At 46.4% G+C, this 20,471-nt stretch carries 29 protein-coding genes and 1 pseudogene; 16 read left to right on the plus strand and 14 right to left on the minus strand.

Features of this window, described 5'->3' with window-relative positions; translation table 11 throughout:
- Positions 1-3: 3 nt before the first annotated feature.
- Both terL and ACED28_RS00195 read right to left on the minus strand, forming a co-directional pair.
- Entirely contained in the window at positions 4-1,674 is a 1,671-nt protein-coding gene (terL, locus tag ACED28_RS00190; RefSeq protein WP_371709021.1) for a phage terminase large subunit, read from the minus strand.
- Positions 1,671-2,222: a phage protein Gp27 family protein gene (locus ACED28_RS00195; protein WP_048666296.1), complete on the minus strand. Its 552-nt coding sequence runs from the start codon at positions 2,220-2,222 to the stop codon at positions 1,671-1,673. The genes terL and ACED28_RS00195 overlap by 4 nt, the downstream gene beginning before the upstream one ends.
- Positions 2,223-2,361: 139 nt before the next feature.
- Here ACED28_RS00195 and ACED28_RS00200 point away from each other — a divergent pair, with 139 nt between their 5' ends.
- The 9 genes from ACED28_RS00200 to ACED28_RS00240 are packed head-to-tail and all read left to right on the plus strand — an operon-like array spanning position 2,362 to position 7,573.
- Positions 2,362-3,000: a hypothetical protein gene (locus tag ACED28_RS00200; protein WP_371709022.1), complete on the plus strand. Its 639-nt coding sequence runs from the start codon at positions 2,362-2,364 to the stop codon at positions 2,998-3,000.
- Positions 2,997-3,584 (plus strand): hypothetical protein, encoded by a 588-nt coding sequence (locus tag ACED28_RS00205; RefSeq protein WP_371709023.1) that lies wholly within the window; start codon positions 2,997-2,999, stop codon positions 3,582-3,584. Before ACED28_RS00200 ends, ACED28_RS00205 begins: the two co-directional genes overlap by 4 nt.
- Complete coding sequence (locus tag ACED28_RS00210; protein WP_048615427.1) at positions 3,585-3,983, plus strand: phage tail protein; 399 nt, start codon at positions 3,585-3,587, stop codon at positions 3,981-3,983.
- Positions 3,980-4,198 carry a tail protein X gene (locus tag ACED28_RS00215; protein ID WP_132982794.1) on the plus strand — a complete coding sequence of 73 codons (219 nt, stop codon included), beginning with the start codon at positions 3,980-3,982 and terminating at the stop codon, positions 4,196-4,198. The genes ACED28_RS00210 and ACED28_RS00215 overlap by 4 nt, the downstream gene beginning before the upstream one ends.
- Positions 4,189-5,220 carry a phage late control D family protein gene (locus ACED28_RS00220; RefSeq protein WP_371709024.1) on the plus strand — a complete coding sequence of 344 codons (1,032 nt, stop codon included), beginning with the start codon at positions 4,189-4,191 and terminating at the stop codon, positions 5,218-5,220. Before ACED28_RS00215 ends, ACED28_RS00220 begins: the two co-directional genes overlap by 10 nt.
- A gap of 1 nt (position 5,221) precedes the next feature.
- Complete coding sequence (locus ACED28_RS00225; protein WP_371709025.1) at positions 5,222-6,388, plus strand: baseplate J/gp47 family protein; 1,167 nt, start codon at positions 5,222-5,224, stop codon at positions 6,386-6,388.
- Between the two features lie 24 nt (positions 6,389-6,412).
- Positions 6,413-6,673, plus strand: a complete 261-nt coding sequence (locus ACED28_RS00230) for a hypothetical protein (RefSeq protein ID WP_371709026.1) — start codon at positions 6,413-6,415, stop codon at positions 6,671-6,673.
- Positions 6,670-7,209 carry a lysozyme gene (locus tag ACED28_RS00235; protein WP_371709027.1) on the plus strand — a complete coding sequence of 180 codons (540 nt, stop codon included), beginning with the start codon at positions 6,670-6,672 and terminating at the stop codon, positions 7,207-7,209. Before ACED28_RS00230 ends, ACED28_RS00235 begins: the two co-directional genes overlap by 4 nt.
- 1 nt (position 7,210) lies before the next feature.
- Positions 7,211-7,573, plus strand: coding sequence for a hypothetical protein (locus tag ACED28_RS00240; protein WP_371709028.1), 363 nt, complete (start codon positions 7,211-7,213; stop codon positions 7,571-7,573).
- Positions 7,574-7,830: 257 nt separating this feature from the next.
- Here ACED28_RS00240 and ACED28_RS00245 read toward each other — a convergent pair whose 3' ends face one another.
- From ACED28_RS00245 to ACED28_RS00255, 3 genes are all read right to left on the minus strand, one after another.
- Positions 7,831-8,019, minus strand: coding sequence for a hypothetical protein (locus ACED28_RS00245; RefSeq protein ID WP_132715498.1), 189 nt, complete (start codon positions 8,017-8,019; stop codon positions 7,831-7,833).
- A 222-nt stretch (positions 8,020-8,241) separates the two neighbouring features.
- Positions 8,242-8,691: a regulatory protein GemA gene (locus ACED28_RS00250; RefSeq protein WP_371709029.1), complete on the minus strand. Its 450-nt coding sequence runs from the start codon at positions 8,689-8,691 to the stop codon at positions 8,242-8,244.
- Positions 8,688-8,969 carry a hypothetical protein gene (locus tag ACED28_RS00255; RefSeq protein ID WP_064626329.1) on the minus strand — a complete coding sequence of 94 codons (282 nt, stop codon included), beginning with the start codon at positions 8,967-8,969 and terminating at the stop codon, positions 8,688-8,690. Before ACED28_RS00255 ends, ACED28_RS00250 begins: the two co-directional genes overlap by 4 nt.
- 291 nt (positions 8,970-9,260) lie before the next feature.
- On the opposite strand from ACED28_RS00255, the gene ACED28_RS00260 reads away from it, so the two are divergent.
- Both ACED28_RS00260 and ACED28_RS00265 read left to right on the plus strand, forming a co-directional pair.
- A complete protein-coding gene (locus tag ACED28_RS00260; protein WP_371709030.1) occupies positions 9,261-11,282 on the plus strand; it encodes a class I SAM-dependent DNA methyltransferase in 2,022 nt (673 codons plus the stop codon).
- A gap of 11 nt (positions 11,283-11,293) precedes the next feature.
- A complete protein-coding gene (locus ACED28_RS00265; RefSeq protein ID WP_371709032.1) occupies positions 11,294-12,442 on the plus strand; it encodes a restriction endonuclease subunit S in 1,149 nt (382 codons plus the stop codon).
- 286 nt (positions 12,443-12,728) lie between these two features.
- Here ACED28_RS00265 and ACED28_RS00270 read toward each other — a convergent pair whose 3' ends face one another.
- From ACED28_RS00270 to ACED28_RS00310, 9 genes are all read right to left on the minus strand, one after another.
- On the minus strand, positions 12,729-12,950 hold the full coding sequence (locus tag ACED28_RS00270; RefSeq protein ID WP_371709033.1) for a hypothetical protein: 222 nt from the start codon (positions 12,948-12,950) through the stop codon (positions 12,729-12,731).
- A 10-nt stretch (positions 12,951-12,960) separates the two neighbouring features.
- A complete protein-coding gene (locus ACED28_RS00275) occupies positions 12,961-13,602 on the minus strand; it encodes a DUF3164 family protein (protein WP_132715487.1) in 642 nt (213 codons plus the stop codon).
- Entirely contained in the window at positions 13,599-13,850 is a 252-nt protein-coding gene (locus ACED28_RS00280; RefSeq protein ID WP_371709034.1) for a hypothetical protein, read from the minus strand. Before ACED28_RS00280 ends, ACED28_RS00275 begins: the two co-directional genes overlap by 4 nt.
- Entirely contained in the window at positions 13,850-14,068 is a 219-nt protein-coding gene (locus tag ACED28_RS00285) for a hypothetical protein (protein ID WP_371709035.1), read from the minus strand. The genes ACED28_RS00280 and ACED28_RS00285 overlap by 1 nt, the downstream gene beginning before the upstream one ends.
- Positions 14,065-14,469: a BlaI/MecI/CopY family transcriptional regulator gene (locus ACED28_RS00290; RefSeq protein ID WP_371709036.1), complete on the minus strand. Its 405-nt coding sequence runs from the start codon at positions 14,467-14,469 to the stop codon at positions 14,065-14,067. The genes ACED28_RS00285 and ACED28_RS00290 overlap by 4 nt, the downstream gene beginning before the upstream one ends.
- Before the next feature lie 2 nt (positions 14,470-14,471).
- Positions 14,472-15,404: an AAA family ATPase gene (locus ACED28_RS00295; protein WP_136984519.1), complete on the minus strand. Its 933-nt coding sequence runs from the start codon at positions 15,402-15,404 to the stop codon at positions 14,472-14,474.
- Positions 15,401-17,122 carry a transposase domain-containing protein gene (locus tag ACED28_RS00300; protein WP_371709037.1) on the minus strand — a complete coding sequence of 574 codons (1,722 nt, stop codon included), beginning with the start codon at positions 17,120-17,122 and terminating at the stop codon, positions 15,401-15,403. The genes ACED28_RS00295 and ACED28_RS00300 overlap by 4 nt, the downstream gene beginning before the upstream one ends.
- Positions 17,123-17,185: 63 nt before the next feature.
- A complete protein-coding gene (locus ACED28_RS00305) occupies positions 17,186-17,446 on the minus strand; it encodes a DNA-binding protein (RefSeq protein ID WP_371709038.1) in 261 nt (86 codons plus the stop codon).
- Between the two features lies 1 nt (position 17,447).
- Entirely contained in the window at positions 17,448-17,675 is a 228-nt protein-coding gene (locus ACED28_RS00310) for a helix-turn-helix transcriptional regulator (protein WP_048615410.1), read from the minus strand.
- A gap of 212 nt (positions 17,676-17,887) precedes the next feature.
- Between ACED28_RS00310 and ACED28_RS00315 the strand changes: the two genes are divergently transcribed.
- From ACED28_RS00315 to ACED28_RS00335, 5 genes and pseudogenes are all read left to right on the plus strand, one after another.
- The gene (locus ACED28_RS00315) at positions 17,888-18,592 is read left to right on the plus strand and encodes a S24 family peptidase (protein WP_048615409.1); all 705 of its coding nucleotides are present in this window, start codon (positions 17,888-17,890) and stop codon (positions 18,590-18,592) included.
- Positions 18,593-18,774: 182 nt separating this feature from the next.
- Positions 18,775-18,903: pseudogene (locus tag ACED28_RS00320) on the plus strand (DUF1538 family protein); the annotation flags it as partial.
- Complete coding sequence (locus ACED28_RS00325) at positions 18,900-19,694, plus strand: DUF1538 domain-containing protein (protein ID WP_371709039.1); 795 nt, start codon at positions 18,900-18,902, stop codon at positions 19,692-19,694. The pseudogene ACED28_RS00320 and the gene ACED28_RS00325, both read left to right, overlap by 4 nt.
- A complete protein-coding gene (locus ACED28_RS00330; RefSeq protein ID WP_009847348.1) occupies positions 19,684-20,034 on the plus strand; it encodes a P-II family nitrogen regulator in 351 nt (116 codons plus the stop codon). The genes ACED28_RS00325 and ACED28_RS00330 overlap by 11 nt, the downstream gene beginning before the upstream one ends.
- A complete protein-coding gene (locus ACED28_RS00335; protein WP_371709040.1) occupies positions 20,031-20,438 on the plus strand; it encodes a CBS domain-containing protein in 408 nt (135 codons plus the stop codon). The genes ACED28_RS00330 and ACED28_RS00335 overlap by 4 nt, the downstream gene beginning before the upstream one ends.
- The last annotated feature ends 33 nt before the right edge of the window (positions 20,439-20,471 follow it).

Here is a 20,471-nt window from a genome sequence, read left to right on the forward strand (position 1 = left end):
CTCCTAACGCATCATTCGTCGCAAAGCACCACCACCAAAGCGTGAGAGCGCTTTCGCGGCGCTACTGATTGATTTGGGCGTTTGTGATGTTGCGCCGCCCACAAAGCCAGACTCGAACCCACTGATGGCCATCTCCACTGCATCGGGTCCGTCATCATGGCCACGAGGGAACTCTAAGAACATTTGACGAAGCAACGTCTGAGTCTCTAAGAATTGGATAAGTCCGTTCTCCACTTGGGAAGAAAGTGACTTGATACGCACTTGCTTATTGCCCCCTTTGAACTCTCGAACCGGAAGGCGCACGCCTTTCTTCTTGGCGTAACGCATCACTTCTTTTTTGTAAATCTTCTGGAACGCAACGGTTTCGAACATCACAAAGGACGGCCTGTGTTGCCGGAAGACATCCACAATGCGCTGGGCAAACTTAAGGTCAGACTCTTTCCAGCCTTTGGCAAACAACACATGATCCACCATGGTAATTTTGTGTCGAGCCACCACGGCAATAAAGGACCAGTCACCTTTTTTAAGGCCCGTAGCAGGGTCAATCGCCATACCAATGGTGCAATCTCGAAGATCTAATTCATAAGGTTTGAAGTAGACAAACCACTCTTCCTTAAAGTCGGCCTCTTCATCGGCGATAGGACGGTTCATCCATTCCGTCCACCAAGCACTGCCTGACGCGATACGTTTATTGTCTAACTCTTGCAAACTCCAACGGGCTGGAAATAAGGAATGCCCTGACGGGGTAATGGCACTGAAGCGCAGCCCCAACCAGTTAGGCAAACGGCCATCTTCAATTTGTTTAAGGAGACGTGACGGTAAATCGTCTGGGTGCATGATGGTGTTGGCGATGATGGTCAGCGCCCCTTTGCCCAGATTCATAATAACTCGTTTAAACCAGCGCTCCGCCTGACGACGCAGTGCCGGCGATTCCACCTCTTTGTCATCGAGCAAGTCATCACAGATAATGTGAGTCGGACGTTGGTACTTGTTTTTAATACCACGCAGCCGCTGCCCACGACCGACCGCCACGATGGAAGAGCCATTGGCCAGTTTGATTTTGCGTTTCGTCCAGGTGTTACCTCGCTGCTCTCCATAATCATCCAGAATCAGTTCGTTATCTTCTAAGTCATCTTTGATGGCGTCCATCATCTCTTTGGCGCTATCGGCAGACGCACCACAAATCACAATGAATGAACCAGGATGATTAAGCGCCAGCCATAAAGGCATGGCCTGAGTATTACGGGTGGTTTTACCGTGATCGCGTGGTTCGATATCGAGAATGCCCTCATACTGACCACGCTTGCCGTTTTCAAGCGCAAGGGGCTGTTTGATAAAACCGTGGTCGCGCGGGTCAATGAGCGCTTTGAACAGCGCTTCGTCTTGATGATTCAAATTTCGATTGGCGGCCAAGCGAGTCAGTGCGAGCTGGTATTCACTGAACTCAAGTGTGAACGCATCCGGCATATAGGTCTGACAGAAATATGCAAAGTCACGTTTAGATTTGGCACGGCGCTTTCGACGCGCCTTTTCTTCTTTTTCTTTTCGGGCTAAATCACGCCGCGCTTGGGATTGGGTCTTCTTCGTGGCGCATTTGTCCTCAGCGGCGATATGCGCACTGTCTCGAATATTCTCTAAATCCGCATCGGACAATCCACCAAAGAGGCCGCTCATCGACGGCCTCGTTTCGTTTTTTGGTCGACACGAATTTTCTGAATGATGCTGACCAACTCAAGCAAGAGCTCGGGGCGCGTCTCTTTGAGTATATCGGTAAGCTGACTTTCAAACTCGGCCTTTGCCGCATCGACCCCTTTACGAAACTCAACTTTCAATCGGTCAAGGTTCACCTGTGCATCCGATAGTCGCGCTAACAAGTTGGCCAGCTTGTTCGGATCTTTAAATGACTCAGGACCAAACTCCAATTCACGCAATACTTTGAACATGTAGCGCTGCATGATTTGTAAGTTCAGCTCTGAGATATCGGTGTTGGGGCTGTCTTTGAATTCCTTTAGAAAGACCTCTGCCTGCTCTTGAACCAGACGCTGCTCTTCAATCAACTCCTGATTACTACGAAGCACACGATGCACTGACGAACGTGAAATATCAAAGCCGTCTTCTTTGAGCGCCTCCGCGATATCGTCCAGCTTCATTTTGTCCACGGTGTACATCTCAATGACGCGCTCAAGCAGCCCGTGCAATTCCACCTTTGAGCGTGGGGCCATGGGGTTTCCTTCTTATTGTTCTCGTGAGCGTGCAGCTTATCCCCCGAAGGGTTGATTAACTTCCGTTCGGCAGATGGCCGCTAAATAAAAGGCAGAATTTAAGCCTGGTTCAAACACCGTTCAATGGAGCGTATCAGCGATGAAAGGTTTTCTTGATGCATTGCATAACACCACCAAAGCGATTGAGGGTCTGCCAGAGACGTTGGCTCCCTTTGGTTTGCAGTGTGTGCGCAACAACATGAAAAACGGCACGTTTAAACCCAACGCTCCGCTGACCAAAAACACCAAGAACGCAGGGGCTAAACCCCTGTTTGATACAGGTGAAACTTACGCCTCATTGACGTACAAGGCTGGCAAAGAGGAATACCGCATAGGCACCAACAAAGCCCATGCGCCACTGATTAACAATGGCGGCGTGATCAAAGCGAAGAAAGCCAAACAGCTCGCCATACCGGTCAACAAGCAGGTAAAGAAACGCTCCGAGGTGTATGGGGTGCGTAAAACCTTGGAAGGATTAGAGCGTCAAGGCTGGAAGATTTTCTACCGTCCTCATTCCATCATGGGACGAGCACCCTTGGGGGGTAAGGCTTTTGGTCAAAAGGTGAAGACCAAAGCCAACCGAAACAACAAAGGCGCAGATAAAGGCGTGTTTTATGTGCTGTATATCCGAACGCCACAGGTCAAAGTCTCCAGTCGTGAGTTCATGTACTTAAGCCCAGAGCAGCAGCAAGCACAACAAGAGATGGCATTAGAGCAGTTAAAGGCAGCAATCCAATGAAAGTGATACGAACATTAGAAAAAACGCTGGAAACCTCACTTGGCATGCAGGCGGTGGTTGAGCCCTCCAATGCGGTAGCCAGAAAAGAAGTACGCGTGATGTTCAATGGTATCCGCGCGTTGAATCGACTGGCACTGACGACACAAGGCTCGTTCGCGGCTTATGAAATGCTCCTTGATGTGGTGATTTCAGCCAGAGTCAGCGGCGGGAACACGCAATGCTTCTTATCTAGCCAACAGATACAACTCAACCTGAGCATGACTGATTATCTCACCCATGATCTGATTGTTTTAAAAGACATTGGCGAAGACTTGCCTGTTGGCTTTGGTGAATTCGGTGAGAGCCTGACGGTCGTGGGCGATGCGGAGATGTCCGACGCTCGCAAACTATCATCCGGTTGGAGTGAGCCAAAACAAAACGATGACTTTGACCCCAAAGATGATCTCTTTACCTGGCGCGAAGATTGGCAAGCCACATTAGCGCTCACGGTACACAAACACTTTACCAACCCTAATGTGACTGAAATTACCGCCAAGAGCATTCTCACAGGTGAGAGTCACACCATCAGTGATGAGGAACCATAGATGACAGAGCAAACAACGAACTACTCCCAATGGGGCGGCTTTGGTGACTTAGTTTTTAAGGGGCGCTTCACGCCAAACAAAATCAGCGACTCGCGCACTTTTAAGATCAACAAACAAGATCTCATTAACGGTTATCCCGCGCACCAGAATATGGGGGAAGATGAGCACACCGCTTCACTGGAGCTGACTTTCAATAATTACTTTGTCGACATCACGAAGATGACCAAGCAGCTCGAATTAATGGGCGAAAACGGTGTGCCTCGCGCTTTGGTCGTGGGCTCAGAGGTGTATGGGCAGTTCTGCATTCGTAAAATCAATCGTACTCACATTGAAACCTTGCCCTCTGGCGTTATCACCAGTGTCAATTACCAAATCGACATCGTGGAAGTGCGTTCGTGAACACCTTAATTGCACGCCAGAGCGAGCGCTGGGAGCAGATTTGTTATCGCGCCTATAGCGTCACCAATCAAACCTTAGTCGATGCGCTATTTGATGCCAACCTTGAGCTGACCCGAGCCATGACCAGCTTTACCTTTAGCGGAGGGGAAATCGTCAACATCCCTGCGGTGAAAGTGGTGAACACAGTCACAGTGGAGACGCCACCATGGGCATAACCGCAACAGGGCTTATCCGTCCATTCGCCATTTTGCACTGGGCGGGAAAGGATGTGACCGCTGAGCTCAGTCGCTATGTCAAGTCCATGACCTATACCGATGTGATGGAAAGCAAACAAACCGGTACAGATACCTTGTCTCTCACTTTGTTTAACAAAGACCGCCGTTTTTGTCAGGCCTGGTATCCCACCAAAGGGGACACCTTAACGCCAGGCATTGGCTGGTTAGATGAAAGCGGTCAGCGTCACGAGTGGTTGTGGGGAGAGTTCAGTATTGATGAAGTGTCCTTCAAGATTGGGCCTGATGATGTGATGGTCGGTGCAAACGCCAAACCGCCCACCATCAAGCGAGGTTTTATCGACAATCAGCAGTGCTTGGTACAAGAGAATGTCACGTTTGAGCGCGTTGCACAGTCTTGGGCAAAAGAGAGCGGCCTATCGTTTATCAAAGCGCCTGATACGCCTGACTTTCAATTTGCTCGCATTGAGCAGCGAGATGAAACCACCCCCGCATTCTTAACTCGATTGTCAGAGCAAACCAGTGTGCCGATGGCCATCAAAGGCAAGAACCTTGTGATGGGCAACTTTAAAGACGACGTGATTCAAATTGACACCTTAAACCGAGACATTCTCACCGCTCTCAATTTACCCGATAGCGCTCGTTCAAAGTACGTAGCGGTCGAAGTCAATGGTTATGACCAGCAAGCCCAGCAGCTTTTTAGCTATCGTGCAGGGGATGCCACCGCGACGGGCGATCGAGTGAAGATGCTGCACAACATCGACAACGTGAAATCCATGGCAGACGCCAGAGCTTACGCCGAGTCCTATTTACAAAACGGCGCAGACGGGAAACAAAGCGCGAAAGGACGCATGTCAGTGACCAATATCATGTTAACCACCGCGCATTTGATTGAATTTTTAAACTTTGGCAACGTGCCAAACCGCTGGAAACCCACCACCGTGACGACCTCCATTAGTGGACGTTCGTGGACCGCCAGCGCGCAACTAGCAAGAGCGAACTGATATGACCAATCGATTCCCTAATATCCCAGAGCCGCAACTGGTCGAGGTGAACTATAACGCCGACCTTGTCAGCCTCAAGCAGCGTTACCAACTAGGCACAGGGCACTATCCTGGCATCAACGACCCAGAAACGTTTCATCTTGAGCAAATCGCGTATGAGAAGAACGAGCTCAAAGCGCTCATTAACTATGAAAGCAAACAGAACTTGCTGCCGTTTGCAGAAAAAGAGCGTTTAGACAACCTTGGACTGCTCACTGAAACCGAACGGTTGCCCGCCTCAAAGGCCCGTACGGTAATGGCCTTTACCTTTACCCCTCATACTGGCTTTGTCATTGCGAAGGGCTATCAAGTGATTGCCGTGGATAACCAAACCGTGTTTGAAACATTGGAAGAGGTGGTGGTCAGTGCGGGCACGCAAAGCATCAATGCCAACGTCGAGAGCATCGACGCTGGCCTTCAGGGGAATGGCTTCTTAGCCGGACAAATTAATCAAGCCGTTACGCCACTGGATGCGCTTGAGAGTGTGACCAATACCGAGACTACACAAGGCGGCTCTGAAATTGAGGATGATGATGATTTTGCCTATCGAATCTATATTTCACCGTCAAAATTCAGTGTGGCTGGGCCTTATGAGGCGTATGAGTATTTTGCTCGTTCAAGCAGCTCGTCGATTAAAAACGTGTCGGTATGGACACCCTCACCGAATGAAATTGAGATAAGCGCGATTTTGCAAGATGGCTCTCTCCCCAACCAAGCCATCAAGGATTTGATTAAGTCAGAGTGCTCAGGAGATAAGCGAGTGCCGATGGGGGATTTGGTGCGCGTAGTGGACGCAACGGATGTCACGGCAACGGCGAGCTTTCACCTGCAGATATTCAGTGACTACGCCTCATTAGCGGAGTCCATTCAAATGACGGCAAAAACGAATATTGAATCTGTCGTTAATACGTGGAAGACGCAGCACGGACGCGACATTGTGCCTGCGGCCTTAACGTCGCTGGCTCAACGTATTGAAGGGGTGTATCTCGCGAAAGGGGCGCTGACTGATAGTAATGGCCAAGTGATTGCTGACACGAAACCAGTGACTCAAAAACAAAGGCCGCTTATCACCCTCACGGCCGTTACCTTTGAGGTCATCACTGAAAGCAGCCAACAAACCTTTGAATAACAATAATAAGAGAGAGAAAAGCCAATGAGTGAAACGGGAATGAAAGCCATCTTGATGTCTCTCACGGATTTAGCGGGCTTAAAGAAAGTGGGTACGTCCGTGATGGCCACGGTTGTGAGCTTTGGCGTCAATGATATTGCGCAACTCGTTGCTATCACGGTGGGCATTGTGTCGGGTTGTATGGCCATTCGCCATTATGCGGTGGCGACCCAACTCAATAAAGCCAAGCTGGCTCGCTTACAAACCGGTGATGACAGCGTGATGGAGTCGGAGGAAACCTCATGAGCCTGAAAGCGAAAGCAACGAAAGCCTTAGTGTGCTCCATCACCGCCGTATTGGCCATCGTGTTTAACATCGACGACGCCTTGAGTGTCAGTGAGCCTGGTCTGCGTCATATTGCGAATGAAGAAGGTTGCCGCGCTCAAGCCTACCAATGCAGCGCCAATACTTGGACTCTCGGTCTTGGGCATACTCAAGGGGTGAAGCAAGGTGACATGGCAACGAATGAGCAAATCGCCCACGCCTTTGTCAAGGACGTGGCCAGTGCTGAGAGCGTGGTGAAAAAACATCTCACACAAACGCCGAGCCAAGCGGAATACGACATGATGGTGAGTTTTGTGTTCAACCTCGGCGCGGGCAACTTTGCTCGTTCGACCTTGCTCAAGACCTTTAATCAAGGAGACCATCGCGGAGCCTGCTTGCAATATCCGCGTTGGGTCTATGTTAATAAGAAAGACTGCCGCATAGAAGGCAGTGGCTGCGAAGGTATCCCCAAGCGGCGAGATAAAGAGATGGCGATTTGTTTGAACGGATGGCAATAACATGGGCGTTCTAGGCCAGCTCAAACGCACGGTTTTTTGGTTAGGCGGCGCCATACTCATCGTGAGCTTACTGGTGAACTACAAGCTCTTCCACTACACCAGTGAGCTAAAGGCCAGTAACCAAATGCTAGGTGAAACCATTACCAGCCAGGAAACCACTAATCATTTATTGGCTGAGCGCATCACGATGTTAACCACCCAAAGGCGTGAGGCGCAGCAAGTCGCGGATGAGACGTCGACTCGAGAACGCTATGCTCGACACCGGCTAAAAACACGCGTCGAACAATTGGAAAAGGAGCTTGAATATGAAATATGCAGCGCTGAGCCTATCGCTTACCCTGTTGGCTGGGTGTCAGGATACTAAGATTGTCACTCAGTATGAATACCAAGATATTATCCAATCGCCACCGGTGGGTGACTTGGTGGAGTGTGAGCAGCCGTTTGACCAAAAGCCGCTGACTTATGGCGAAGCAGCCAGCCGTGATGCTGCCTGGCTTACGTACTTTCGATTGTGCGCCTGTAAGATAGAGCGCAATCGAACATTCTACGGTTACACCAATAAAAATGACGCTTGCTCCAAACTCGATGCAAGCGCCATTCAAACTCTTCAATCATTGCCCACTACCCAAACAGACTGAGCTGCTCCTCTGGTTTGCCATTGGCGATTTCACCTTTGTCCTTTACGAACACAAACCAGGTTTGCAGTTTAGAGGCAAAGAAATAGCCATCTCGCACGTGGTTACGCTGGGTGCGAGTGCAGCTATTAAATACCTCATAGGCTGGAAGCATACGGATCGGTTTCGATGGCATGATAATTACTCCTTCTCCATAGGTACTCGGCCAGCTCTTTAGGGGTGTACCAGTTACGGATACCTAGATCACTTTTGATGATAGCTTTATCAATGGGATTGAGCGCGGCTTGAAACTCGCTTGCCGCGATGCGGTTATCGGGATACATCTCCAGTAAGAGCGCCTCGAGCTCTTCTTGGGTCCGAGGGTTTAACACCTCATAGCGAGGCTCGGCCCGAAACTTTACTCGCCTCGACATGATGCCTCCCAGCGTTCCAGTCCCACAATCACGGCACGTATCGTGTCACTAGTGAGCCAACGAGCGCGTTCGACTTTTACCGTGCGTTTCACAAAGCTGTCCAGTGCGGGGTCATCCAACCCTTGCCAGCCCATAGATTTAGCCAATGCCGCTAACTTTGCCCATTGTAAGTTGGATGGCTGGCGAGACGAGCTGCCTCCCAGGCGCTTTTTAAACTTGGCAGAGTCTTCCAAATAGCCTTGACGTTTTAACTCTGCGACCAGCTCACGCAACGTATCATCACTCAAGTCTTTGCAGCTTGTCTGGCCCGTTTGAATGCCTAAGTAGTTACGATACTCATCGTCATCATAAAACCCCATACGGTCATTCAACAGCGCTTTCACACCTTTATGCACCAAACCATAGTAAGCATGACGATTTATCTTTATTTTCATAGCGCCTCCTCAATGGGTAAGGTGAAAGGTTTGCCGAGCCAATTCTTGTTGGCGACACGAAGCAGCAAAGCCGCAAAGAACTCGGATTTTTCTTTAGTGGAGAAGCCTGCGTCTTGGCGCAGCGTATCGAACAAATCCGCACTGTCGGCATCGAGGATGAACTTACGTTCGACTCGACCTAGTGCCTTGCTGCGCATACGACTGTCGCGGGTTCTATCGGCTTGAGATTTTGGGTTATCGACTTTAGGTCGCCCGATACGAGCGGAAGACATGACCATAAACGTTACTCACTCACAATAAGTTATTGTTCATAGTTTATGCATCTGGAAGCGTTTGTAAGAAAAACTTAAAGACAGGTGCAAGAAAGCCACACGAGGCGATGATTTAGATAAGGTTTTCTATCCTTTTATCATCTAATAATAAAACTCACACACATCTTGTTAATACTAGATTTTCCTACTTAAAGTCATTCAGAATGTGGGCGGCTAACATGATTAAATATTGGGATTCCCCTCTCTACATAGGTTATCATCGTCCGAAATGATATTTTTATATTAAAGAAGCGATAAATGGTACGTAAATCAAAGCCTCAATTTCAACTTGAAGAGCACGTAAATGATTGGGTTAAGTCTCAATTTCACGCACTAAAACTAAAGAATCAAGTCGATTTCTATACGGAATCGGCAATCCCCGATTACTTAAAAGAAGCTCTAAAGGGTCGAGCGAAAACGGTGAATAAGACCAACTTCGGTAAACCTGATTTTAGTCTGACGAAATACAAAATCCCTGTGGTGATGGAAAATAAGCTAGGCAGTAAAAAGTTACTTAGCCAGACCAAAGAAGGTATTAAGTTTGATGATAAATCGGTTGCAAACTTTGCCGTAAATGGGGCTTTGTATTACGCCACAGGCATGATCGCCTCAGGTCAATATCATGAAGCAATTGCGATAGGTATTGCTGGCGACTCTGAAAAAAATTTAGAAGTCAAAGTGTACTATGTCTATGGCTCAGGCGAAAAAGCGCACAAATTATTGAATAGTGTCACAACCCTTGATTTTTTAGAGAATGAGCAGACTTTTAATGCCTTATATGATGATGCGATTCTTACGGATGAAGAAAAGCATGACATTTTAATTAATTCCCAAGCAGCGTTACAAAAGTATGCCAAAGCCCTCAATAAGCTTATGCACAATCACAATGTCACTGCTCCTCAACGCGTTCTGTATGTGTCAGGAATGTTGTTGTCTATGCAAGATGTGGTTGATACGACTAATGCTAAAGTTAAAGATGGCCTTGTTCCTGATGATCTGAAAGGTTTACAGTCGCCCCGATTTTTAGATGGGGTTTGTATTGTTAATCAAATTGAAAGCTTTTTGGATGAAAGGGAAATTCCTAGTGATAAAAAGCGTTTGATGCTAGCGAGTTATTCGGAAATTTCAAAAGATGCGCAACGTGACGAAACCACTGATTTAGATAAAGAAGTGTCTAAGTTGCTCAGGGAAGAATCCAGTGCCAATAAGCAAATATTTACCTTTATTTATCACAATATCTTCTTGTCGATTGATGCCATGGCTGGGCATCTCGATATTATGGGAGAGATGTATTCAGAGTTCCTGAAATACGCGCTAGGGGATGGTAAGGAGATTGGGATTGTCTTAACACCCCCCTACATTACCAAAATGATGGCAACTATCTTGAACGTTAATCAAAACAGTAAAGTCATGGACTTAGCGACAGGGTCGGCTGGTTTTTTGATTTCAGCAATGGAGATAATGATTCAAGATGCTGAAACCACTCATGGAAAGCAAACCACAGCCGCAAATACTCAAATCGAACATATCAAAAAAGAGCAGCTTTTAGGGATTGAGTTGAACGCTGAAATGTTTACGTTGGCAGCTACGAATATGATCTTGCGTGGAGATGGCAGTGCGAAGATTGAAAAAGGAAATACCTTTAATCGTCCAGCGGAACTTTATACGGATTTTAATGCCAACAAGCTCTTACTAAACCCCCCATTCAGCTTTAAAGAAAATGGAATGCCTTTTATTGCTTTTGGTCTCGATAAAATGGAGAAAGGTGGATTAGGGGCGATCATTATTCAAGATTCAGCGGGGTCAGGTAAGGCCATTAGTACGAACAAAGAGTTGCTAAAAAAACACTCTCTTCTTGCCAGTATTAAAATGCCTGTCGATTTATTCCAACCAATGGCTGGAGTACAAACGAGCATTTATATTTTTGAAGCTCACTTGCCTCATGACTTTGACAAGACTGTGAAATTTATCGACTTTAGAAGTGATGGCTACAAACGTACAAGTAGAGCACTACAAGAACTGGATGAGCCAAGTAAACGATATGCAGATCTCATAAAACTCTATAAGGCAGGTAAGAATGCCAAGCTTGAAGCTGCATGGAATGTTGATGATATCTATGTGGAAAGTTTTATTACTCAAAGCGGTTCAGATTGGAACTTTGATCAGCATAAAAAAATAGAGACCAAACCAACCTTTGACGACTTCCGAAAGACCGTCGCTGGTTATCTAGCTTGGGAAGTTGAGCAACTTATCAAGTCCGATGATTCTTTGGGAAAGTAGATAGCCGCTCTATGCAGAAGAAACTCACCAAGCTAGAGAAAGACTTGGGGATAGAGTGGCAAGAATTTAAGTTAGAAGAACTGTTTGGGAAGTCTACAAGAGGCCGTCGGTTAAAATCATCAGATCGCATTAGAGGAAAACTTCCTTTTGTTACGGCGGGAGAAGCGAATATGGGCATCTCTGCCTATATTGGTAATGATGTGACAATTTTCCCCAAAAACACCATCACCATTGACATGTTTGGTTCTGCTAAATATCGCAATTACTCATACGGAGCTGATGATCATGTAGCCGTAGTTAGTACAAGTGATCTTCCTGAGTCAGCTGTTTTATTTATAACATCTGCAATTCATAAATCGGCTAATGCTGGTCAATTTGATTATTCGAGAAACTTTTATGCTTCTGATGCGGATGAACTAACAATTCAGTTACCAGTCAACGATGAGAAGATGCTCGCAATTGATTACATGGAACAATTCATCGGTACGCTCAAGGCAGAGCGTGTAGCCACGCTCAAGGCAGAGCGTGTAGCCACGCTCAAGGCTTATCTTAAAGTGACAGGGTTAGAGGATTATCACCTCACCTCTGAAGAACAGGAACTGTTAGATAACCTTGAGAATCTAGAGTCGAAATATGGCATCGATTGGAAAGAGTACCGATTAGATGAGTTGTTTGGAAAAGCTTCTAGAGGACGTCGACTAAAGTCAGCTGATCGTATTAATGGTGATTTACCGTTTGTAACGGCTGGTGAGGTAAGTATGGGTATTTCAGCATATATTGGTAATGACGTTAAACGCTTTTCAAGTAATACGATTACTATAGATATGTTTGGATCTTCTAAGTATAGAAGTTATGAGTATGGCGCGGATGACCATGTTGCTGTTATACATTCCGACAGCTTCCCAGAGTTAGTGGTTTTGTTTGCCACTACCGCGATACATAAGTCTTCACATGCGGGACAGTTTGATTACTCAAGGAACTTCTATGCTTCAGATGCAGATGAGCTTCTGATACAGCTACCTACGATCAATTCTGATAAGTTGGCTATGGATTTCATGAGCCTTTATATTTCAATAGTGAAGAAACTAGTGATAAAAGATGTCGTTTTATTTTCTGATAGAGAAATTGAGCTAACGGATAGTCTGTCAGCTTCAAAATAGATAATTTTACGTAACCTCACTTACTCTGCACCAAACCGCAGTATAATCACAAATTGCCTAATAAGCGCGAGTTTACAACTCGCGCTTCCCCTACGTAACTCAGGTTTTCTCTGCTTCAATTTATTAATAGGTTGCTAATTTGACGAAGTTAGTAACCAATAATTATCTAGAATGGGCTTACGAAAGCAAGCTAATGGGCGGGATTCACCAAATTCAGGCAAAGCGAAGCCAAAGCGGGATCGCGTAGAGCGCCGCTTGCCTGTATTTAATTGGTTGGTTATTGGGCTTATTTACTCGTTGCGAGTAACTGTTTATCTGCCTTGCGGACGATGGTTCTGAGCATGGAGATACGAGTCATATTTCCACATTTCACACTCGGCTTACCTAGACGGTCTAATGCTTTCTGGGCTAATATTTTTGCCTCTTGAGGATCACGAGCAAGTATGCATTCCAGTGAGCCTTTAGCATCATCGACACTAGTCCCAATTAAAGTAATCACTTTATCCATGATGACATCCTTACAGCTTGCTGAAGTTTAAGTGAACCTGTTGATATTCGCCTTCATCATCGCGTTCGTAGAAGTTGAAGTACGACTTACTACCAATGATGAGCAGTGACTCTTTTGCTGCTTCCTGCGCCTTACGCAATGTTTCGTCTTGGAAGTCTTTGCCAATAAAGCTAATTGTGTTTGCAATAGAGGCATCGTTCACAAAGAAGTCTTGAACCGCGATTAACACATCATGCGGCAGTTTGTCTTTTTGGCTATTGTAGTAGTCACGCGCCAACTGACGAGCTGCATCATGCTCAGGGCCAAGGGTTTTGAGTTTGGCGGTTTTGTAAGTGATCTTATACTTACCATCAAAACTAAACATCGCCACGTTATCGCCATTCCCACGGGTATGCAGTTTAGTACCGTAGCTCTCTAGCATTTCAATTCGAAACTCTTCAAAGGCTTTTACCAGGTTCTCTTTGAAGGCTTGCAGGTGTTTTTGATGCGTTTTTACCTGCTTAACCAAACTGGTGACAAACGCATCTTTACGCAGCTCATGAGCGGGAATGTTGCACTGTGCGATAAGGTTGCCTTCCGCGTTATACACAAAGCCTTCCGGTGCTGCTGGGCGGGTTGGCTTTACTTCTGGTTGTTGAGTCGTTTTATTCATTGTGGTGCTCCTTTTTTTACAAAATGGTCAGCTTTAATAAGCTCGTTCTGTTGTTTTAAAAATTGGTCGACGGCCTGGTAAGCCGTGTCTTTTGCTCCGTAAGCGGTGATGGCTGTGTGTGATCCTATTTGGGTCAATGCTTCTGCTCGATAATCGACGATAGAGAACTCTCCGATCCCGTTTTGGTTGTTTGGCTCAAAGCGAACAATCACTTCGAGCTTAATGTCTTGATTGGATTGTTGTTCCATTACGCCTCCCAATAAATAATGCTGTGGTTAAGCTTGACGGCTTGCATGTGTCGCTCGATGCCTTGACAGTTCATGTTGATATCGAATTTCGCCATGTCGGCATCAACAATTAATAAAGGTCTATCACTCATCACAAATTCACCTTTTCCTTTTGGTTTACGGCTGGCGACTCGACCGCCACGCAACCAAAAAAATTCATCCGTTTCTCTGCGACTCATATTGCCTCCCAAGGACGTAGAACTTGGTTTAATAACTGGTAAGCAGGAGAGAGTAAAAATTGAAACTCTGCATCCAGCTGGGGGTTGTTGCCTTTACCTCTTTTGGGCCTGCAATGCTTACAATGACCATTGTGTAAGTGCCATTTCAGAGTCTTCCCTCGGCAAGTAAGACATGGGGAGTAAGGTGAGGTCCCTGTCAGTTGATAGAGGTATGCATTCCCTTCTTGCCCACCAACCGTAACTGCGCCATGTGCTTTTAAACGCATCAACAGGTTCTTAATGGTGGTGAGCGCAAGGCGGTCACGTCCAACTTGTTGTTGCCAAAGAACCTTACACGTGCAGGGCTGGTGCTTAGTCAACAAGGCCATTACGGTCTCGGTGGTGTTGGGGAACAGTGTCATGGTTACACTCCTATGCTTTCTTTTAAGTAGTGGTGAGCAGCGGCCAAGTGCTTCGGTGTCAGCGGCTCATGGTTTCGGGATGCTGACGAACTGGCTAACATAATCATGTCTGCGAGTGTTCTGAGTTGCCCTGTGGTTTTCGGCACAATGGCGTAGGCCGCTTTAAACAACTCTTGGTCTTGAATACCCCAAGCCTGCATGTAGCTTTTGATGTCACCATTTGACGTTACCTTTATGCAGGTTGGACGTATCATTCGGCTCCAAATCGGGTTCATGTTGACTTGAGAGCGAGCCGCGCTCATACGAGTACGCACGACATCATTGCCAAGAAGGAACACGCCGCACTTGCGCTCAGCTAAGATGCGTAAGCCATTCAATACATCATCTGAAAGGTATTGCGCTTCATCGATAATAATGAGTCCGTTTGAGCCATCTAGTTCTTGCGCTATTGCTTTTTGCATGAGGTAGACTGTCATGTTGGACGCCTTAATATTCATGCGCTCACAAAGCTCAGAGAGGATGGCCCGCGCCGATTTACACAAGTTTGAAGCAGTGACAATCCAGACGTTGTTGTGTTTGCGTTGATATTCTTCGGCGGTGACGGTTTTACCAATGCCTGAGCCTTCGTAAACCATCGACCAGCGGCGCATCGTGCGAGCCAAGTCCATCAGTTTCCAAATCGTTTCCGAGGTTGGCAGCATCAAAAAGTCAGGCTCTTGAAGTGACGTCTCTGCTAACTCTTCAACTTGGGTACACCGTGTATTCAACCAGGTTTCAAGTTTATGGAGCTGAGTTTCGGTGTCGCCCGTATAAGGTTTGTTATTAAGCAACTTACTTAGAATGCCTTCACCAATATCAGACTCTTTGGCAATCTTACGATTACTGAGATTTTCACTGACTTTCACGGCAAGGACTTGTTGAATAATGTGGTTCATTTTGCTTTCCCGTACTGCTGCATTAATGCGTCTAAATCCATAGTGGGTTCAAAATCCGCACCCACCGCTTTCTTCTCAAGTAAGCCTTCAAACTCACTCGGGTTCATTTGATGCTGCTCTGGCGCTCTTGCTAACTCGGGTGTCATTTCAGTAAGGCTCGGCACCATACCGCCCAATGGCTCGGGCTTCTCATTGCTGCGCGTTAACTGGGCAAGGTCGTCGTTAGTTAATCCGACCATTTGCTCCTTTAACCACGCGGCTCGATTAATATCTTCACTTTGGTGTAGACTCTGACGGCGTGCCGCGCCTAAATCGTCATAAGCCGCATCAGCAAACAATGGAACCTCACCGATGAACTCCCCACGCTCACTGTAGGCATACACACAGCCTGTTAAGTCATAAGGGTTGAAGCGAAGATGAACACTTTGACCGATGTATTCGAACAACAGTGGGCTGCGGTAACGATTCGATAAATGCTTGCTGTAACGCCCTGCGTTTAATTCAACGAGGCCGCCACCATGAACCTTCACACTTTTTCGTGTCCGGTGCAGACACAGGCGCAACTGTGTTGCGGTGGGTTTACGTACTTGTATTTGGGTGTAACTTTGCTCAAACACTTGCTTATAGCTGTGAATGCCGCGTGCCATTTCACTACGACGGCCTTCCAGGCTATTCCAATCGGTCACCCACTCGGCAAATAGCTCAACCACTAACTCAACAGGTACTTTGGCTTCACCGTAGTTCGCGGGTTTGCTGGTGGCTGATTCACCTGCGTAGGCCCCTGCAAAAGCTGGATGGCGCTCAAACTGACCGATACCACCTTTAGAGTGGAACAAACGCTCAACAGGTTTAGCTCGCGCGTTACCTTTACGGCCTACGTTGTCATCTTCAACGCGAGTCCAGTTTACTTTTGAGCCTAGAGCCGTAATCGCGCCTTCAATCTCAGCGTTATCAAACTTCTTATGCTCTAACTTGCCTTTGCCCGTTGCTTTAGGGCGTGAGGTTCGCCCTGTCATTGCTTCACTTAACGCCACGGAGCCTCGGTCAAGGTCGAACATTTCAGGGATACCAAACTTTGAAACCATGTTGAAAAGAGCAATGCCTAACATCTCAGTGTTCTCTGTAATATCGATGGCGTAGCCCACAATCATGGAGCTATAGACATCTTGGAACACCCAAACGGTAGGACGAAGCACCGTGCCATCTTCCAGGTGACAGCGAAGACGAAACTCATGACCATCACCCGATACGCGCTGCATAGCATGCATACCGACCCGTGTGCGACGCTGCGCAGGGACTAATGTTTGCTTGGCTGCAAATAAACCACCTCGGCAATACACTTGAAGCTCATAAGGAATATCGGTATTCACGCGCTCTCGGATTGTGGAGAGGCAGGGCACACTCCAATCTTTACGCTTAGCGGCTATACCCATGCGGTTATAACATTCGGTTATGGTGGGCTGTTCAGGTCGCAAATAATCGGCCTGAAACATGGACCAAGCTTCCTGTGATAAGGGGGCGGTACGTTTACCGTGAGAGCCAATTCTATCAAGAAGTGCCGGCAACCAATCTTCCACAGGGATCTTGTTGGTTTGCAATCCTGGGATGTTGTAAAACCAGCTCACAATTTTGGAATAGGTTCTTCCAGACTCTTCCGCCACGCGCTTCATTGATTTACGCATGCTAATACCAGATTCAACATACGCTTTAACTCGCATACACAATTCATAGCGCTGCTTGGTTGAAGCTTTCTTGCTTTCGGTAGCTTCTTCGTACTCAAGTCATAGTTCATCGGAATCAGGAGTTACAACTTGACGAACATGGCGGCTGTCTTCAGCTTGTAGAGTTTGCTGCTTAGCTACGTCACGCAAGAGGTGCAAACGAGTTTCTTCTGGTAAGCAATCGAGATGGTACTCAAAGGCTTTAGAGCCTTGGCGTTTACGCTTTCGAACAACACCTAGTTGGTTTAGCTTGTATCTCACACCTTGAGGTGTGCCTGCCATGCCTGGTCTATTCAATAATTGCGATACATCAACCCACATCTCACACCGCCTTGTTTTGTCTGTATCGACTAGGCCAAATCTCTTTAGGGTGTTTGTTTAAGGCGTCAGCAATAATTCGTTCACCTTTAGGCCATGGACGAGATAAGGTGTTAGACAACGTTGTAGCAGCAAGACCTGCCTTTATAGACAAGCCTTTTAGCGTTAGTCCTTTCTTATGTAATGCTGCAACTATATCGATTCTGTGCATGTCTTTTCTTTCAATAGACATAATGATCCCCTAACTAAAAACTGATATGCTAATTAGTCGCTAAACTAACTATCGCTAATTAGTTTGCAAACTTAATCAAGTTGGTTAAGTTTTGATCACATTATTGAACAAATCAATCGCAAAGTTGAACTTTCTTTTCGTATTTTGTTCGTACTTTGGTTTGGCTAGTTATTATTCCAAATAAATCAATAAGTTGAGTTAAAAGAAAGACTATGCGTAATAATGAAAAATTACTTTCTTTAGATGACAGTACATTAGAAAGTGTACATAACCGTATTGAAAGGCTGATGAATGGTAGGGTTGGTCGAGAATGCGCACAGGATTGGGATGTGCCGCATAGCACTTTAGTGACGCTATTACATCGAAGAAGCGATCCGAAACTATCTATGCTATTAAAAATAGCTAACGCAGAAGACGTGACCATTGATTGGCTTGCTACTGGTAAAGACTCATCAGCACAATTTGTAGAAGTTCCCGTTAGAAAAGACAACGTTGTTGAGGTAGTTCAATATAACTTTCAAGCTAGTGCTGGGGCTGGCTGTCTAGTTGTTTCAGAAAACCCTGTAGCCAGATTTGAGTTTTCAAAGGAATGGCTTATCCGCCAAGGACTGAACGGGAAGGAATTAACTATTGTTCCTGTACGTGGGGACTCCATGGAGCCAACATTGATGGATGAAGACCTAATGCTGGTAGAAGTGGTAAAAGATCCTAAACAGGCCCGTGATGGCGTGTGTGTGTTTAGAATCGATGATGAAGTGTTGGTAAAGCGTGTTCAGTATGATTTTGCTAGCGGTGGCTACCATGTAACAAGTGACAATACTGCATATAAGCCATTTTTTATTGGAGAAGAGTTTGAAGGCCGGTTCCAATTACTTGGTCGTATGGTAAGAGTGTTACAGAGAGCAAAGAAAGCATAACGAAAAGATCATTTTACGCACAATATCATCTGTTTTAACTCTTAACCATGAGCTCTTCATTAAAGTCCTAAAATCTTCAATAATTCACTTTAGAGCTAAAACTCATCTTTTCTTTCTTATTTTCAATGCGTTACCAGCGTATAACTCACTTTCTCTTTTGTATTAACTTTTAATTCTCTCTCTCATTGGGAGTGGGTTTAGCCTCTGCGATTAAAGGGCGAAATCCGATGATTGATGGCTTTGGATTGATCGCCTTTGCTTCACTGCTGCCGATGATGTTTGTCATGGTCTACGGGATGGTGGTGACATGATCAGTGCTCAGCAATTTATCGACACCTTTCTTGGCACTGTCATGGATGTGATTCCGATTGCGGTGATCATCTTCGGTTTCCAATTAGCGGTGCTGCGTAAGCCAGTTAATAACTTAGGCAAAGTGCTGATAGGTTTCTTTTACGTCATTCTTGGGTTGTCGCTCTTTTTGATGGGGTTAGAGCTCGCGCTGTTTCCTTTAGGGGAGACTATGGCAATGCAACTCACCGAACCAAGTTTTTTGACTGAGTTCAAGCTCAGTTCAGGCCTTACCTTGGCTTGGTTTGATTATTACTGGGTTTACCTTTTCGCGTTTTGTATTGGGTTCAGTACCACGATAGCCGAGCCCTCTTTGATTGCAGTGGCGATTAAGGCGAACCAAGTATCTGGTGGCAGTATTAGTGTTAACGGACTGAGAATCGCTGTGGCATTAGGCGTTGCCATCGGTATCTCATTGGGTAGTTACCGTATTGTTGCGGGCGATCCTATCCATTACTACATTATTTGTGGCTATGTCATTGTGGTGATTCAGACCTTTTATGCTCCCAAATTGATTATTCCATTGGCTTACGATTCCGGCGGGGTGACGACATCGACGGTGACAGTTCCTTTAGTGACGGCACTTGGGTTGGGACTCGCGTCAACGGTGCCAGGAAGAAATCCGGTAATTGATGGCTTTGGGTTGATTGCTTTCGCGAGCTTATTTCCAATTATATCCGTGATGGGGTATGCCCAAATAACGCAATGGCTAAACCGATCACAATCCTCTAAGGAGAGCAAAGATGCGCTTTAAACTTATCTTAGCGTTTGTAGAAGAGAGCAAGACCGATATCGTGCTCGACGCCGCGCGTGATGCGGGTGCAACAGGGGCAACCGTGATTAACAATGCCAGAGGGCAGGGGCTAAATCAAAAACGCACCTTCTTTGGGTTAACGTTAGAGGTGCAGAAAGATGTGCTGCTGTTTGTCGTCGAGGAGCATCTAGCTAGGCATATTCTAGAAACTATTGGGGAAGTGGGGGAGTTCGACCAAGAGTCAGGGCAAGGTATTGCAGTACAGATAGATGTGGAAGATGCAGTCGGCGTTGCGCACCAAGTTGAGACGTTAACAAAGGTTGTGGAGGATGAGCTATGAGTACCAGTGAAAAGATCCGAGTAGGTGATGTCATGGCCAATACGTATGTGATTATCGATGGGTTAACTACGGTGTTAGAAGCGATAGAGATGGCTAAAAAGCACAAAGTGAAGGCAATCATTGTCGATAAACGCCACGAGGATGACGAATACGGCATCGTATTGATGAATGATATTGCCAAGAAAGTACTGGCTAAGAACCGTTCTCCGAAGCGAACCAATGTTTATGAGATCATGACCAAGCCAGCGCTAAGCGTGTCTGCCGATATGAATGTGAAGTATTGTGCTCGCCTGTTTGAACGCTTTGGTATCAGTCGTGCCCCTGTGGTCAGTGACCATAAAATAGTTGGTATGGTTAGTTACAATAATATCGTGATCAATGGTATGGCGAGAGATGACGTGTAGCTGTTAGATACGTACAATAGGCTCATAAATTTT

The sequence above is a fragment of the Vibrio sp. 1F253 genome, assembly GCF_041439295.1.
In the GTDB taxonomy this organism is placed as follows: Bacteria; Pseudomonadota; Gammaproteobacteria; order Enterobacterales; family Vibrionaceae; genus Vibrio; species Vibrio tasmaniensis_A.